A 16,522-nucleotide genomic window follows, 5' to 3' on the forward strand; every position below is an offset into this window, starting at 1 on the left:
CGTTATCCGTAAGCGCAGCGTTCCGTCATCCGTAAGCACTGCGTTCCGTTATCCGTGAGCGCAGCGTTCCGTTATCCGTGAGCGCAGCGTTCCGTTTTAAATCCCGTACTGATCGCGGTAAGCACTAACAGATGCTAGTTGCGCTTCCATACCCGGCTTGTCAGATAGGTAGTTGATCAAGTCTTCAAGCTTGATGATAGACACGATGTCACAACCAAAGTCACGCTCGACTTCTTGAATTGCAGACAACTCGCCCTTGCCCTTCTCTTGGCGATCCAGCGCAATCAATACACCCGCTAATGCAGCCTTGTGCGCTTCGATGATCTCCATTGATTCACGAATCGCTGTACCTGCAGTGATCACGTCATCAACTAGCATTACACGACCTTGTAGATCGCTACCTACTAGGCTGCCACCTTCACCGTGGTCTTTCTTCTCTTTACGGTTAAAGCAGTAAGGCATATCGATATCGTGGTGATCGCACAGAGCTACCGCAGTCGTGGTTGCAATTGGAATCCCCTTGTATGCAGGACCAAATAGCAAGTCATACTCCATACCTGAGTCAACAAGCGCCGCAGCATAGAAACGACCTAGACGCGCTAAATCGCGGCCAGTGTTAAATAGGCCAGCGTTAAAGAAATAAGGGCTAGTGCGGCCTGACTTTAACGTAAATTCGCCAAATCGAAGTACCTGACGCTCTAGGGCAAATTCAATAAACTCACGTTGATAGGCTTTCACAATCTCTCCTTAAAAATGTAGGGGTAATACTCAATCTACTAATTAGTATTATTGGTATTTTTTAATTTTACTTCACTTACAAAAAGGACCCCGTAGGGCCCTAATAACAAAAACAATAATTAGCTTAACGCCGCTTTCTGTGTATCGACGATTTCACGAATACCGTGCTTAGCTAACTCAAGCAGGCTCATTAGCTCTTCATGGCTAAATGGCTCGCCCTCTGCTGTACCTTGGATCTCAATGATCTTACCGGTTTCAGTCATTACCACATTCATATCAGTTTCAGCAGCGCTGTCTTCTACGTACTCTAAGTCGCAGATTGGCTCGCCTTTATAAATACCAACACTGACCGCAGCAATTAGGAACTTAAGTGGGTTAGTCTTTAAAATACCTTTACCACGTGCCCAATTTAGTGCATCAACTAACGCAACACATGCGCCAGTAATCGCAGCAGTACGAGTACCACCGTCCGCTTGGATCACGTCACAATCAATAACAATCGTGTTTTCGCCTAGTAGCTTCATGTCTACCGCAGCGCGTAGTGAACGGCCGATAAGACGTTGGATCTCTTGGGTACGACCAGACTGCTTACCGCGAGCGGCTTCACGCTGCATACGGCTATGAGTCGAACGTGGCAACATGCCATATTCAGCAGTAACCCAACCTTGGCCTTGGCCTTTAAGGAAACGCGGTACGCCTTCTTCAAAACTTGCAGTACACAGTACTTTGGTGTCACCAAACTCAACTAAAACCGAACCTTCGGCATGAGCAGTAAACTGGCGAGTAATAGTCACAGGGCGAGACTGTGCTGGAGTTCTGTTGCTTGGGCGCATGATGAATTCCTGTATTTAAGGGCATGGGTAATTTGGGTGCATATTATAGGGATATGTGCGCCACTATGCTATCTGAATCAGTCAACTGAGCCGAAAACAGCCTTTTAGTTAGCGTATAAGCGTGCAATAACAACAATAGAGCCCAAAAGCCGCGCACTGTTAGCGCATCAATAGCGCTACGTGAGCAAATTAAATGCACCTTGAATTTGTTTGAGTATATAATCACAACTCACTTAGACGAATCACACTGGAAATCATCAATGATCCAAAGCATGACAGCCTACGCTCGCATTGAGCACAAAGCAGATTGGGGCACAGCCTCTTGGGAAATCCGTTCAGTTAACCAGCGCTACCTAGAAACCTACCTGCGCCTACCAGAACATTTCCGCAGCTTGGAGCCTGTTCTTAGAGATCGTCTACGTAAACGCCTTAACCGCGGTAAAGTTGAAGTAAATCTACGCTACGACTTAGCCGAAAAGAGCGATAACCAACTGCAACTAAACCAAGACCTAGCCAAGCAGATCATCAATGCTGCTAACTGGGTAAAAAATGAAGCAGGTCAAGGTGAGCTAAACGTGGTTGACGTACTACGCTGGCCGGGCGTAATGTCAGGCTCAGAGCAAGACATGGACGCGCTTGGCAAAGAGTTACTAGTGGCGTTTGATTCGGCAATCGATCAATTTATCGAAGCCCGTGGCCGCGAAGGTGATGCAATCAACACCATGCTACAAACCCGCCTTGACCAAATTGTTGAGCAAGTTGCTATCGTGCGTGAGCACATGCCACAAGTGATGCAGTGGCAGCGTGATAAGCTAACTAACCGTTTAGCAGAAATCACCGGTGAACTTGACCCAGCTCGTATGGAGCAAGAGATGGTACTGCTAGCGCAGAAGATGGATGTTGCCGAAGAGATGGACCGTCTTGACGCTCACGTAGCAGAAACCCGCCGCATTCTAAAGAAAGGTGGCGCACAAGGCCGCCGTCTAGACTTTATGATGCAAGAGTTTAACCGTGAGTCAAACACCTTAGCGTCTAAGTCAATCAGCGCCGAAGTGACTGCTGCAGCGGTAGAGCTAAAAGTACTTATCGAGCAAATGCGCGAGCAAATTCAGAACGTAGAGTAAACCTCTATCGATTCAAGTTAGTGTTTTAAGCCCAGTTTATCGCTGGGCTTTTGTTTGCCCTTATGGAGAAAATTAGGCTCTTTGACTGGAACGTTAACCTCTAATTACTCAGCCATCAGTCGCTTTGCTCTATCCTTTAAACCATCCAAAATCGAATCCCTTATATGTACAGGAAAGTCACTCAACTACTGAGCTTTTACTGCTTTTCAAACTGCACATCAAAAAGTGTATCTTGCAACCCTTTTAAAGAGCACAACCGCACACATTATCTAAATGTGTACGATCATGCACTTTTAAGTAAAATCGTTGTCACTCACGGTAATAGTGTAGGTTGTTACACTTTAATCTTGATTCATGACATACAAAGCACTAAAGTAACCATAAGTACACTTTTACTGGCAACATCATGGTCACTCAACTAGATCCAAGCACCTTAGGCAAATTAATCAAAGACCGCCGAAAGGCCGCTAACATGACGCAGGAAGTCGCCGCATCATTTTGTGGTGTTACCAAGAAGACCTTGATCAGAGTAGAAAAAGGTGAAGATGTATACTTTTCAACTATCATCAAAATCCTCAGTGGCCTTGGTATAAAACTGACCGTCGATACTCCTAACAGCGAAAACAACTTAGGGGACAGCAATGAGTGGTTCTAACTTTCACACCTTAGAGATGCACTTTAGAGGCAAGATTATTGGGGCGATTAGTTTTGACATAGACACTGAACAATTTTCTATTGAATATACTAAAGCTTGGCAGCAAAATGGTTTTGCTATTTCACCAAAGCTCCCACTTAACGGGCAAGCTAGCAGTTCGCAAATATCTATTTACCTCACCAATCTACTACCCGAAAATAAAGGGCTTGATCACCTTATTGAAGCCCTAGGTATTACCAAAAGTAATACATTTGCTTTGATTAAAGGCATTGGGTTCGATACCTCTGGTGCAATATTGTATCTGCCTGAAAACATCAAACCACCAGTAACGTCTTTTAACCCGATTAGCAAAGAAGACCTTATCAAGCGAATCGAAGACCCAGAACATTGGCCAATGGAAGTCTGGGACGGAAAACCACGTCTTTCAGTTGCAGGGGTTCAATCAAAAATAAACCTATTCCACACCGACACAGAATACGGATTTGGTGAAGGTCAGCTCTGTTCAACCCACATCATTAAATTTGAAAAAAACAGTCAACAGTACCTCGTACTCAATGAATTTATAACCATGACTCTTGCCGGCCTCATTGGTATGCAGGTGGCCCAAGTAGAAATAATGCCAATAGGAAAATACAAAGCATTATCCGTCACCCGCTTCGATCGCATGTACGACCCTGAGCGCCATATTGTAATGCGTCGACACCAGATCGACGCATGTCAGGCTCTGGGATTTTCCGTCGCAAGAAAATATGAACGACATCTTGGTAGTGGTCGTGACGTACGAGATATCCGTGAAGGAGTAAGCCTAGAAAAACTGTTTAGCATCGCTGAGCACTGTGCTAACCCTGCACAAGCCAAGTTTGACATGCTTCGTTGGACAATCTTTAACTTACTCGTCTGCAATGCAGACTCGCATGGCAAAAACTATTCATTCTATGTCACTGCTAATGGGCTTGAACCGACCCCATGGTACGATCTAGTCAACGTGCAGATGTACCCTGATTTTGATCAAGAGCTTGCTATGGCTATTGGCGATGAGTTCGAGGCTGACAAGATCCACGCCTACCAATTAATGACATTTGCTGAAGAATGTGGAATTAAGCAAAACATACTTGAATTAACCCTCAAGCAACTGGCGAAAGCAATTATCGATAACCTAGATAAAGCGGCAAAACAAGCTGGGCAGCTTACGGATGCAGAATCCGAGTATGTTGAAGCGTACAAAGCAACCATTCAAGCACGATGTGAATACTACCTAACTCAGGTTGAAGAAATGAAGCACATTGAGCTATAGCGACGTAACAACGCTAATATCAACACCATGCTACAAACCCGCCTTGACCAAATCGTTTAGCAGAAATCACCGGTGAACTTGACCCAGCTCGTATGGAGCAAGAGATGGTATTGCTAGCGCAGAAGATGGATGTTGCCGAAGAGATGGACCGTCTTGACGCTCACGTAGCAGAAACCCGCCGTATTCTTAAGAAAGGTGGCGCACAAGGCCGCCGTCTAGACTTTATGATGCAAGAGTTTAACCGTGAGTCAAACACCTTAGCGTCGAAGTCAATCAGCGCCGAAGTGACTGCCGCAGCGGTAGAGCTAAAAGTGCTCATCGAGCAAATGCGCGAGCAGATCCAGAACGTAGAGTAAGTTTTCTGCATTTGGATTAGTCGCTTTAAAAGACAAATCGTAAAAGATACAAAGCCCAGCTAAATGCAGGGCTTTTTGTTGGCTGCAAATCTGGATTTCAAGCACAAATAACATGTTTGAACATCACTACTTATTTCTGTTAATCAATTCGGTTATTCTTAGTTAACTTAAAATAATTAAAGCACTTTTTATGAACCAAACCGGCATATACGAGCAACTGATAACTCAGTTAGTCGAACAGAAATTAGATCGAAAAGCTTTCTATGTTGGCGAACGTTCATTAGAAAATGGTGAAGCGGCCTCTTGGCTCTCTCGCTTTTTAACTCGAATAATCGAAATAGCAATCGACTCTGTGCCTAATGGCAATGATCGTGTTTTTGAGCAAATCAGTTTAGCCAATAAAGTCATTGAATGGCTTAGTGCTAACATTGGCGATAGTGAACTAATCAGTGAAAACCTGATTGATAGCCAAGGCAAAATCCTGACCGCATTGCTCGATAAGAAAAATCCCATATCGTCAGATTTGCCAAAGTACATTGAAGGCATCATGCCGCTAACAGGACTCACTCAGAGCGAGTTGTTTTGTGGGAGCAATGCAGGCTTATCTCTTGAAACTGAAATAAAACGAGAAATCCAATCTTCCGATAAAATCTATTGGCTGGTCTCATTCATTAAATGGGCAGGGATCAGGATCTTTAAAAAAGAACTAGAGGAGTTTACTCGCAGCGGTAAACAGCTAAAGATTATCACTACCTCCTATATGGGAGCGACAGATGCCAAAGCTGTTGAATTCTTAGCATCTTTGCCAAATACCGAGGTGAAGCTGAGCTATAACACCAACAGGGAACGCTTACACGCAAAGTCCTATCTATTTATGCGTAATTCGAGCTTTCACACTGGTTATATCGGGTCATCCAACCTGTCGCATTCAGCTTTAACCAGTGGCCTAGAGTGGAACTTAAAGATCACCTCGCAAGAGATCCCACATATTATTGAAAAATCTCTCAGTACATTTGAAACCTACTGGGAATCACCCGACTTCGAATATTTTGATGGTAAGGCTCAAAGCAAAAAGCGCTTAGTTAACGCCTTGCAAGAAGCCAGAGACACTTACGATACATCCGCACATAGCTTTTATTTTGATATCAAACCTCACTCACATCAGCGAGCGATCTTAGACAAACTAAAAGTAGAACGAGAGCTTCATGGTAGATATCGAAATCTTGTTGTCGCAGCAACTGGCACAGGCAAGACTATTATCTCAGCTTTCGATTTTGCGGAGTTTTATGCAGCAAACCCAGAGGTTAAGTTTTTATTTTTAGCTCATAGAGAGGAAATTTTAAAACAAGCGAGAAGTGCATATCGCGGCGTTTTAAAAAGTAATCAGTTTGGTGAGTTACTCGTAGGACAAAACAAACCACAAAAGTTTAATCAGTTATTCGCATCAATCCAAAGCTTAAACAATCAACTTGCGACGATTCAATTAACTAAAGATTACTTTGATTACATTGTTATTGATGAAGTCCATCACATAGCTGCAAACAGCTATCGAGCTATTCTAAAACACTTTACGCCACAAGTTTTACTCGGTTTAACAGCCACACCAGAGCGCCATGATGGCGCAGATATTCTTAAAGACTTTTGTAACGTCATTGCTGCTGAAATCAGATTACCAGAAGCGATTAATCAGCGTCATTTATCACCGTTCCAATACTTTGCAGTTGATGATGATACCGATCTGACAAAGATTTCATGGGCAAAAGGCCGTTATGATATCGCCGAGCTAACTAAGCTCTACACTCACAATGACCAAAGGGTTTTGCGAATACTGCAAAGCTTAGAAGAAATTGTCACTGACATATCACAGATGCGCGCATTGGCGTTTTGCGTCAGTAAAGATCACGCTAACTTCATGGCGCAAAAATTTACTTTAAGCAATATCCCTTGCGGCGTACTCACCAGTGACAATTTAAAAGAACGAGACATTCAGCTGCAACGTTTAAAATCAAAAGAAATTAACGTTTTGTTTGTGGTTGATATATTCAACGAAGGTGTAGATATTCCAGAGCTAGATACTTTGCTATTTTTAAGACCAACAGAAAGTCTGACTATCTTTCTTCAACAATTAGGTCGCGGCTTACGACTGACTAAAGATAAAGAGTGCTGCACCGTCATTGATTTCGTTGGTAACTCTCGTCCTGAGTATGACTTTTCGCATAAGTTTAGAGCGCTTATCGGCAAAACCAACCAATCTATTTCAAAGGAGATCAAACAAGGGTTTCCACATTTACCTTTAGGCTGCCGAATAGAGCTGCAAGAAAAAACGCAGCAAATAATCTTAAGGAACATATCGCTAGCAACCTTAAACAAAAACAGACTGCTGGGCTTAATTTCAAACTACCCCAACGTGACAGATTTACCTCTTACGCTAGCAAACTTTCTACATATCTATCCTGACTTGTCATTAGAGAATATCTATAAAGTAAAAGTAGGTAAGTTTGGTGGTTGGCGAGCACTTGTAGAAACAAGCCGCGGTGAGGAAGTACAACAGAACCAGTTAGACATTTATGCCGCTTACTATCGTGCAATCAACAATCGCTTATTAAGTTGTACTTCCATCTCTTATTTACGGTTCATACAAGCTTTGTGTGAATGTAACTTCTCACTACCGACTCAAACCAGTGTCATGCCAAAAGATGAGCAACACAATCTGCTTCACTCAACCATGTGTCATTATGACTTTTGGGATAAAACGGGTAAGCAAGCCGGATTTGATACCATTGAGCAGAGTTTACTTGCGCTAAAACATAAGAAACTACAAGACGAGCTTAATGAGGTTATTTCACTGCTTATTGAACGCTTAGCGACACAAGAATTTAAAATGCCTGCAGTTAGCAATGAAGTAGTGGATAATTCGCCATTGAAGATGCATGTACGTTATCCCAAGGAACATATATTAGTGGCGTTTGGCGATAGTACATTTAACAAGAAATCATCCAGTAGAGAAGGTGTACTTAATATTGCGGGAGCGAATACAGAACTGCTGTTTGTTACCTTGGATAAATGTGAAAAGCAGTTTTCTGCAACGACCATGTACCATGACTACGCAATTAGTCCGACGCTATTTCACTGGCAAACCCAAAACAGCGCCAAGCCAACTTCAGGCAAGGGCTTGGGCTATATAAACCAGCAAGAAAATAACAAGACATTTATCTTATTTGTTAGAGAACAAGCTAAAGATGAATATGGGAAGACCATGGGGTTTGTTAATTTTGGGCCCGTAGACTTTGTTAAGTATGAAGGCTCTCAACCAATGAATATTACATGGAAGCTAAAACAAGCTATGCCAGCATATATGTGGCATGACACAGCTAAACTAGCTGTCGGCTGATAGGTATCGAACCATAAGCCCAGTTCCCAACTATTAATCGAGTGGCTCTTTCTCAAAGTAAAAGTACGCCACTCCTCTCTAATCAACTCCAATAGCCCCCACCAACTAGCCTGTTTTTTTAAACACTGTTTTCTAATTTAAAATCATTGCCACACTCTACAAGTTCAACAAATAAGCAGGTTTTGAAATATCCTTACAAAACAAGTAGTAACAACAGCATAAATTTAGCGATAATCGTCAAGAATTGTGCACTTTTTAGGCCACCGAAACCGCAACAAGTATTTTACTTTTCATTTCGTTGTTTAGCCCAAATCTCGTTGCTACCATCCGCGCACTTTCCATTTGAAGTTATTTGTCATGCCAACTTGCGAGCAGCCAAAAGCTGAAAAGTTAGACCCTGAACACGTAAACTCTACCCAGTCACACAATGAAAAGTTACCCTCAAAAATGCTAAAACCTATCTTAGTTCAAGGCGCGATGGACGTTGAAGTCGAGACCCTCGTTGCCGCCCTAAACGATGTACAACAAAAAACATTTGGTTCGTGGACATTCTGGCAAGGCCTATTAGATGGCTACCCAGTTGTGGTGTCGCGCACCGAGATTGGTTTGGCTAACGCCGCCGCATCTACCACCCTTGGTATTGAGCACTTCCAGCCAAGAGCTATCATCAATCAGGGCACCTCTGGTGGCCACGATCCTAAGCTTTACCGCTCTGATATCGTCATTGGTGAAACCAGCTTTAACATGGGCGCTTACAAAATCGAGTTCGTAGAAAAAGGCCAAGGCATCCACCCTACGACTTGGCAGAACTTCGATATGCCAATGTACCTGCGTGAAAACGGTGTGGTGGTTGAGCACAATCACTTTAAAGCTGACCCTAAGCTTGTTGAAGTTGCCCTGTCGCAAGCCAGCAGTTACAGCCATGGCAAAGTGGTTGTAGGAAGAATTGGTAGCTGTGATGAATGGAACCGCGAAGTTGACCGTATTAACTGGTTCCACGAAACCATGGGTACCTCAGTTGAAGAGATGGAAACCTCTGCGGCTGCGCAAGTTGCCGAAGCTTACAAGCTGCCTTTTGTGAGTATTCGCGTACTGTCTAATACCGACCAACATAAACAAGAGTTTGAGCCACAAACGGCTATTGACTGTCAGGTTTATGTGCTTGATGTCATTAAGGCATTAATTAAGACCTTTTAAAACCAGTAAAAAACGAATAAGAGACGGGAATAACACTGCTATTCCCGCCCGCTTTCGCTCGCTTTTAAAACGTTAATTTGATGCTTATTCGCACTAAAAAGTGTTTATAGGTTGTTTTATCCATTGGGGGAGAAAACTCGCTTTCTCCTTTCATCAACTTAGATAGTAATAGACAAATTCAATGCAAATTTTAATCAGTATTGTTGGCATCATCGCCATTCTTGCCGTGGCGTTTTTGGCCTCTGAAAACCGTAAAGCCATTAACTACCGCACTGTGGGTATGGCATTTTTACTGCAATTAGTCATGGGTGCGTTCGTCATCTACTCGTCGTTTGGCCAAGCCGTTATTTTTAATATGGCAGAAGCAGTTTCAACCGTGATTGGTTACAGCAACCAAGGTATGTCGTTTATGTTCGGCGGCCTGGTTAGCGACAAGATGTATGAGTTATTTGGCTCTGGCGGCTTTGTACTTGCATTTAAAGTACTGCCAATTATTGTGTTTTTCTCGGCCATTTCTGCGGTGCTTTATTACCTAGGCATTATGCAATGGGTGGTGCGCATTGTGGGTGGTGCTCTGCAAAAAATCCTTAATACCAGCAAGGCAGAGTCTATGTCTGCTAGCGCTAACATCTTCTTAGGTGTGACTGAAGCGCCGCTGTTAATTAAGCCTTATATGCCAAAAATGACCCGTGCAGAATTGTTTGCAGTAATGTGTGGTGGTTTAGCGTCAATTGCCGGCACTATGCTAGCGGGTTACGCTCAGCTCGGCATTAAGATGGAGTACCTGTTAGCAGCCTCATTTATGGCGGCGCCAGGTGGTCTATTGTTCGCTAAATTGTTGATCCCACAAACTGAAAAAGTAGAAGATGAAAGCTTAGCGGTCGTTGAAGAAAATCCACCAGCTAACATTATTGATGCGGCAACAACCGGTACCATGAACGGTTTATCTCTCGCCATGGCTGTAGGCGCTATGCTGTTTGCTTTTGTCAGCTTAGTGGCATTAATGAACGGTATGTTGGGTGGCATTGGTAACTGGTTTGGTATTGATGGCCTTAGCCTACAAATGATTTTAGGTTATCTGTTTGCGCCTATTGCTTGGTTGATGGGTGTAGCTTGGGATGAAGCACTATTAGCGGGTTCTTTCATCGGCCAAAAGATTGTCATCAACGAGTTCTTTGCTTATATCAATCTAGCACCTTACCTAACGGGTGACATGATTGTTGAATCAACTGGCTTGCCGATGTCTGAGCGCACTCAAGTGATCCTATCATTCGCACTGTGTGGCTTTGCTAACTTAGGTACGGTAGCGATTGCGATTGCTGGTATTGGTGGTTTGGTGCCTGAGCGTCGCTCTGAAATTGCATCACTTGGCTTAAAAGCACTGTTCGCTGGTATCTTGTCTAACCTAATGGCGGCAACGATTGCGGGCTTGTTTATGAGCTTTGTTTAATCCGCTCATGACATACGCTAACTAAAAAACAGGCCCATTTGGCGAGTTGCCAAATGGGCCTGTTTGTTTTTGTAAAGCTTAACTTTAGCGATTAGCCAGCTTAAAGATGGCTAATATTCTATGCTAATTGGTTTGCACTGCAGCGCTGCGGAACATTGGGGTAATATTATCCCTTGCTTGTTCTGCTGCCATAACAGCATTACCTGAACAGATCGCTTGCACTAAAGCCTGATGGCTAGAAGCGCTATCTGATAAGTCATAATCTTGATGTGTTAGCGCAATATACGCCTGCAATGGGTAAAGTATTTGCTTGTATTGATTGAGCATGCGCGCACTGCCGCAGATCTCAACTATCAGCAGATGTAACTGCCAGTCCATCTCACTAATACGACGAGTATCGTCACCATGTTGTAAACACAGCAATTGGTATTCTTGGAAAAAGTCAGCTAAACGGCGCTTATCATCACTACTGGCCCACTTAGCGGCCATAGCTGCGGCCTCACCTTCTAGTGCTAAACGCATGTGGTATAGCTCCCACAAGTCTTGCTCGTTTACCTCTACCACTTGCCAGCCTGAATAGGGCTTTTGGATCACTAATCCGTCGTTGACCAATGAATTTAAAGCCATGCGCACTGTGCTGCGCGATAGCTCTAGCTCTTTGGCTAAGGCACTTTCCACCAGCTTTGCGCCTAACTTGATATGGCCTTCCAATATGTGGCTACGCAAATAGCGAATGGCTTGTGACTCTACACTTTCTTTGGTGATTTTCATGTTGGTTACTGCTGGCTCAAATCGTGAGTAGTTATCATGGTAAATAATTCAACAATTGAATTAAACTCGACTAATGTCGGGTTAATCCAATACCGCTTGGCGCACAAACTCCATAAAGTTAATGGCATGGGGTGATAAGGCTTTATTTTTGCGAGTTAGAATATAATACGCGCGCTGATGGCGCACTTTTAACTCTGGAAACGGCATCACCAAACGCCCATCTGCCAGTTCCTCTTGGATCTGCTGGTAGGCACACACAGCCACACCAAGCCCGCTCATCGCAAGCGACATAACCACTTGGCTTTCACTGGCATAATGGCACTTTTGCAGCTCTAACTTTGCCACTGGATAGTAGTCAAGCCAGTAACGCCAGTCGAAGTTATCGCGGTCATGAATAATACTGGCATTGGCTAAGTCTGCCGGTACAGTTAACGGTTTGCGCTTTAAATACTCAGGCGAACAAACTGGCACGTAATCTAAGCTACATAGAAATTGCGAATCAAAGCCTTCCCATTCACCGTCGCCCCACTTAATAGCCAATTCGGTTTGCGGTAAAAAATCAAAGTGATTGGTGGTCAGCATTTGACCGACTAGTAACTTAGGGTATTTGGCTAGAAACTTAGGCAGTAACTTGCTGATCACTTGCCGGCTAAATACCGGCTCCATTTCAATGTGCAGTGTATAGTGATCAGCATCGTTGTGGAAACCGTCAACCACGCCCATTAATTCTTGGATAGGTTGGTTAATTTGCCGCAGTAAACGCTGGCCGTCTTCTGTCAGCTGGATCTGTCTACCACCCCGATAAAATAGCTTAGTACGCAACACGGCCTCAAGCTTAGCAACCTGTTGACTAATGGCCGATTGTGTTAAACACAGCTCGCGGCTAGCCTCGGTAAAGCTTTGTTTATCGGCCACCGCTTTGAATGCCATAAACCAAGATAACTGCGGTAAGCGGGCACCTGTTGAACTAACTTGAGTGGTATTCATAACATCCTGCGTTTGGTAAGCCCCTATAGTGCTATTTATATAGGGGCGTTGCTTAACTCGCCACAGTTATCTCATGGCTAGCATTAACAATTAGGCTTAAAACGGAGTACAGTTTCTAAGCGCTGATCTTTTTGATAAAGGCTACAGTAGCTATAACCAAACTCTTCAATATTGGTTTGTTGCCCTTGGGCAACTTGGCTAACTTTAGCAACGATGCGTTCAGCTACACTTTCTACACCTTCTTCGGCGCGCATGATACCAGAAGCGTCAATATCTATATCTTCATTTAGTAAATATTGGTTACCGCTCACACGGATCACCGGCACGATAGGGTTATTAAAGCCTGCGCCGCCAGTTGTCCATAAAATCAGATGCGCGCCCAAAGCGGCAAAGTGCATACCTGCGCTACCACATAAGTGAGTGGCTTCTGATAGGTAGAATCCTGGCTGAGTTGGTTTTTCATGTATTAGGTGGTTTATCTGCAACACACCTTGAATTGGCCGAGTACCGGTTTTGCTCAATGCACCAAACGACTTTTCTTCTAACGTTGTTAATCCACCAACACTGTTACCAATACTCATGGTTTCTACTTCTGCACCATCGACATGCCAGCGTGCTTCTTCTTCATGGATTAAGCGCTCTAGTTTATCGGCTACTTCTGGCGATACTGCGCGCTGACGTAAAATCGCTTCGCAGCCCACCAGCTCAATCAGTTCACCGGCAATAGCAGTCGCGCCCAAATCCACTAGTGTATCGACCGCGCGGCCAACACTTGGGTTAGAGGCAATACCCGAACTGGTATCTGACCCGCCACACTTCACACCAATAACGAGATCTGAAATCGGCGTTTCTACTCGCGGCGCTGCATTGGCGGCTTGCTGTAGCTCTTGTGCTAACGCTTTACCTTGGTTAATAGTAGCGCGAGTACCTTGTTGCTTCATACATACCAGTGAAAATGCAGCGCGGCCCGTTGTGCGAATTGGCGCTGCTACAATTTCAGGATCGATACTGCCACAGCCCATAGCCAGCACCAACACACCTGCCACATTGGGGTTATTACCCGTGTGGATCATGGTGTTGATCATCTCTTCGTTGCCGCCATACATACAGGTGTTGTAGTTGGTGACCACTATGCCATTATCAATACTGTCAGCAATAGCACGGGCAATGCCCTCACAGCATTCATCAACGGCCATAATCAATACATGATTACGAATACCTACGCTGCCGTCAGCGCGACCAAATCCCATAAACGTGTTCATCATGCTTGTTCAATCCGCATCTGTTTAATAATTTCTTCAATGATATTGTCTGGAATATCGAGGCGTTGGCTACGCACATTTTGCACATGCACTAGCTCGCCGCGAGGAATTGGCATAATCGCTAAACCAATTGGATAACTTGCTTTAGTAATAAGCTGTTTGTCAGCAATATCACTCAGCGCAACCTTATTACCAAAACTAATAGCTTGTAGGCAGCGAACGCTATCAATCACTTGGTTATTGGCGGAGATGATTTCTATCTCGTCTCCCTTAACAGCATCAACCAGCAAAGTGGCTACGTTGTCGCTTGGGTCGAGTTGAATGGCTTTCTTCATATTGGCTCAAATCAAATTGTAGGACAATCCGACAATTTATCGATTTTTATTGATTACGCAATCTGCAAATGAACATTTTGCGCACGCTTACCACGCCACATATTACGAAATGTGATACAGCATCCATTTTAAGTGCTATCTGTTTTACTCATAACAGCAGCTAATGAGTTGACTGCTGCTATTTAAATTAATCTTGGCAAACTGCTTTAACTCGGTTTTTCGGCCAACAAAAGGCGACGCATGCCTCACTATTTCATCTGTACACCAAACAAGCTGTTAACAGCTAACACAGCCCCTCAACCTCGCGCGATAAATAACTACATATCGATTAATGTTTCCGCAATCACGCAGCTAAAAGTACCTAAGTGATCTAGCTCTTAGTATTACGTTTGCTAATAGCTAAATAAGTTTTTATTGTTGTCACTTTCTGCATATCTGGCCGAAAATCCGCCCGAATAAAATTACCCGTGCGGTTTACCCCAAGATGTAAATTGCACGACCACTTTAGTAAGGATGTAGTCGTGACAGATATAACAGCGGCACCGGCAGCAGAACCAACTGCGCCCCAGCAATCCCCAGCTCAAAACAATAAAGGGCAAAATGAAAAAGTTCAAAACGACAAACTGCTGATCTCGGTCAGTTTGGCCGTTGTATTTGCTGTTGTATTGATGTTGGTGTTTAACCCTGATCAAGTACAAGCTGCAGGCAAAACAGCCTTTGCTGCACTAACCAATACCTTTGGTTCATTCATCCAGCTATTTGCTTTTGCTTCTGTATGTACCATGTTGTACATCGCTGCAAGCCGTTACGGCACTATCAAACTTGGTGCTGGCGCACCTGAATACAGCAACATGAGCTGGTTGTTCATGTTTATCTGTGCAGGTCTTGGTTCAGCGACCATGTACTGGGCGTTTATGGAATGGGCTTACTACTACAATGGTATTGGTCTAAACATCGAAGCACAAAGTAACGAAGCGCTACGCACTAGCTTGTCGTACGTGATGTTCCACTGGGGCATTACGCCTTGGGCTATCTATGGTTTGGCGTCTATCGCAATGGCGTACCACTTCCATGTTAACCGTGCTAAAGGTCTTAACCTATCATCGTTAATGGTGTCTATTCTTGGTATGAAAGAAGACAGCACTGCTAGCCGTGTTTTAGGTCGCACGTTAGATCTTATCTTCCTATTCGCAACGTTTGGCGGTCTTATCTTAACCACAACCGTTACCGTTAACACGGTATCGACTGGTTTTGCAGAACTGTTTGGCATGGAAAATACCTTCATGATGAAGACCATCCTGCTAGCACTGATCACCCTAACCTTTACCCTAAGCTCTTACATTGGTATTGCTGAAGGTCTACAAAAAATCGCTCACGCAGCATGTGGTATGTGTTTTGTGTTTGCACTTATCGTACTCGTGCTTGGCGACACAGGTTTTATTGTTGACTTCTTTGTTAACTCACTCGGTCTAACTTTAAGCAACTTCGTTGAGATGAGCCTATTTACTGACGCGACTAATGGCGGCACCTTCAACAAAGATTGGACAGTGTTCTACTGGTTATACTGGTTCACGTATACGCCTGCGGTAGCTATCTTCGTTACTCGTATCTCTAAAGGTCGCTCAATTCGTCAGGTGGTTTTAGGTCTTATCGCCGGTGGTTGCGCAGGTTGTTGGTTCTTCTTTGGTGCACTAACAGGTTACTCTGTTGACGCTATGGTTGACGGCGTGGTGAACGCACCTGCATTGCTAAACACTGCAACTGGTGACATAGCTGTAGCTCAGCTTATTGCTAACCTACCGTTTGGTACCATCTTGTCAGTATTCTATTTCGTACTAATGATGTTGTTCCTTGCTTCTCACTTAGATGCGACTGCATTCACCGTAGCTGCAGTAAGTACTAAGAACCTAAAACAAGGCCAAGATCCAAGCCGTGAACTACGTGTGTTCTGGTGTGTAATGCTAAGTTTATTACCGCTAGCAATGCTGTATATCAATGCCTCTTTAGATACATTGAAAACTGCTGTAACCCTAACAGCTGCGCCATTTGTCATCGTACTAATGCTATGTATGTTCGGTTTAAAGAAATTCCTGTCAAACCACAAGTTTGATGACTGTGCTGAGAAATAA

General features: G+C 43.9%; 13 protein-coding genes and 1 pseudogene. 8 read left to right on the forward strand and 6 right to left on the reverse strand.

Features of this window, described 5'->3' with window-relative positions:
* Window positions 1-96 precede the first annotated feature (96 nt).
* Together pyrE and rph are read right to left on the reverse strand one after the other, a co-directional pair.
* Entirely contained in the window at window positions 97-738 is a 642-nt protein-coding gene (gene pyrE / locus L884_RS0120715; RefSeq protein WP_037411385.1) for an orotate phosphoribosyltransferase, read from the reverse strand.
* 119 nt (window positions 739-857) lie between these two features.
* The gene (rph, locus tag L884_RS0120720) at window positions 858-1,571 is read right to left on the reverse strand and encodes a ribonuclease PH (protein ID WP_028769282.1); all 714 of its coding nucleotides are present in this window, start codon (window positions 1,569-1,571) and stop codon (window positions 858-860) included.
* Between the two features lie 260 nt (window positions 1,572-1,831).
* Between rph and L884_RS0120725 the strand changes: the two genes are divergently transcribed.
* The 7 genes and pseudogenes from L884_RS0120725 (at window position 1,832) to L884_RS0120755 (ending at window position 11,038) form a co-directional block, all read left to right on the forward strand.
* The gene (locus L884_RS0120725; RefSeq protein WP_028769283.1) at window positions 1,832-2,695 is read left to right on the forward strand and encodes a YicC/YloC family endoribonuclease; all 864 of its coding nucleotides are present in this window, start codon (window positions 1,832-1,834) and stop codon (window positions 2,693-2,695) included.
* Window positions 2,696-3,101: 406 nt separating this feature from the next.
* Window positions 3,102-3,350 (forward strand): helix-turn-helix domain-containing protein, encoded by a 249-nt coding sequence (locus L884_RS0120730; protein ID WP_028769284.1) that lies wholly within the window; start codon window positions 3,102-3,104, stop codon window positions 3,348-3,350.
* Window positions 3,337-4,644 carry a HipA domain-containing protein gene (locus L884_RS0120735; protein ID WP_028769285.1) on the forward strand — a complete coding sequence of 436 codons (1,308 nt, stop codon included), beginning with the start codon at window positions 3,337-3,339 and terminating at the stop codon, window positions 4,642-4,644. Before L884_RS0120730 ends, L884_RS0120735 begins: the two co-directional genes overlap by 14 nt.
* A gap of 50 nt (window positions 4,645-4,694) precedes the next feature.
* A pseudogene (locus L884_RS22490) lies at window positions 4,695-5,000 on the forward strand (endoribonuclease YicC domain-containing protein); the annotation flags it as partial.
* Window positions 5,001-5,190: 190 nt separating this feature from the next.
* Entirely contained in the window at window positions 5,191-8,391 is a 3,201-nt protein-coding gene (locus L884_RS0120745) for a DUF3427 domain-containing protein (protein ID WP_028769286.1), read from the forward strand.
* A 357-nt stretch (window positions 8,392-8,748) separates the two neighbouring features.
* Window positions 8,749-9,588 (forward strand): 5'-methylthioadenosine/S-adenosylhomocysteine nucleosidase, encoded by an 840-nt coding sequence (locus L884_RS0120750; protein ID WP_028769287.1) that lies wholly within the window; start codon window positions 8,749-8,751, stop codon window positions 9,586-9,588.
* A 181-nt stretch (window positions 9,589-9,769) separates the two neighbouring features.
* Window positions 9,770-11,038 carry a NupC/NupG family nucleoside CNT transporter gene (locus tag L884_RS0120755; protein WP_028769288.1) on the forward strand — a complete coding sequence of 423 codons (1,269 nt, stop codon included), beginning with the start codon at window positions 9,770-9,772 and terminating at the stop codon, window positions 11,036-11,038.
* A 123-nt stretch (window positions 11,039-11,161) separates the two neighbouring features.
* Here L884_RS0120755 and L884_RS0120760 read toward each other — a convergent pair whose 3' ends face one another.
* From L884_RS0120760 to L884_RS0120775, 4 genes are all read right to left on the reverse strand, one after another.
* Window positions 11,162-11,809 carry a GntR family transcriptional regulator gene (locus tag L884_RS0120760; protein ID WP_028769289.1) on the reverse strand — a complete coding sequence of 216 codons (648 nt, stop codon included), beginning with the start codon at window positions 11,807-11,809 and terminating at the stop codon, window positions 11,162-11,164.
* A gap of 81 nt (window positions 11,810-11,890) precedes the next feature.
* A complete protein-coding gene (locus L884_RS0120765) occupies window positions 11,891-12,796 on the reverse strand; it encodes a LysR family transcriptional regulator (RefSeq protein ID WP_028769290.1) in 906 nt (301 codons plus the stop codon).
* 83 nt (window positions 12,797-12,879) lie between these two features.
* Window positions 12,880-14,061 (reverse strand): UxaA family hydrolase, encoded by a 1,182-nt coding sequence (locus tag L884_RS0120770; protein ID WP_028769291.1) that lies wholly within the window; start codon window positions 14,059-14,061, stop codon window positions 12,880-12,882.
* Window positions 14,058-14,393 carry a UxaA family hydrolase gene (locus L884_RS0120775; protein ID WP_028769292.1) on the reverse strand — a complete coding sequence of 112 codons (336 nt, stop codon included), beginning with the start codon at window positions 14,391-14,393 and terminating at the stop codon, window positions 14,058-14,060. Before L884_RS0120775 ends, L884_RS0120770 begins: the two co-directional genes overlap by 4 nt.
* A gap of 521 nt (window positions 14,394-14,914) precedes the next feature.
* Between L884_RS0120775 and L884_RS0120780 the strand changes: the two genes are divergently transcribed.
* A complete protein-coding gene (locus tag L884_RS0120780) occupies window positions 14,915-16,522 on the forward strand; it encodes a BCCT family transporter (protein ID WP_037411387.1) in 1,608 nt (535 codons plus the stop codon).

The organism is Shewanella fidelis ATCC BAA-318, from assembly GCF_000518605.1.
GTDB classification, from domain to species: Bacteria; Pseudomonadota; Gammaproteobacteria; order Enterobacterales; family Shewanellaceae; genus Shewanella; species Shewanella fidelis.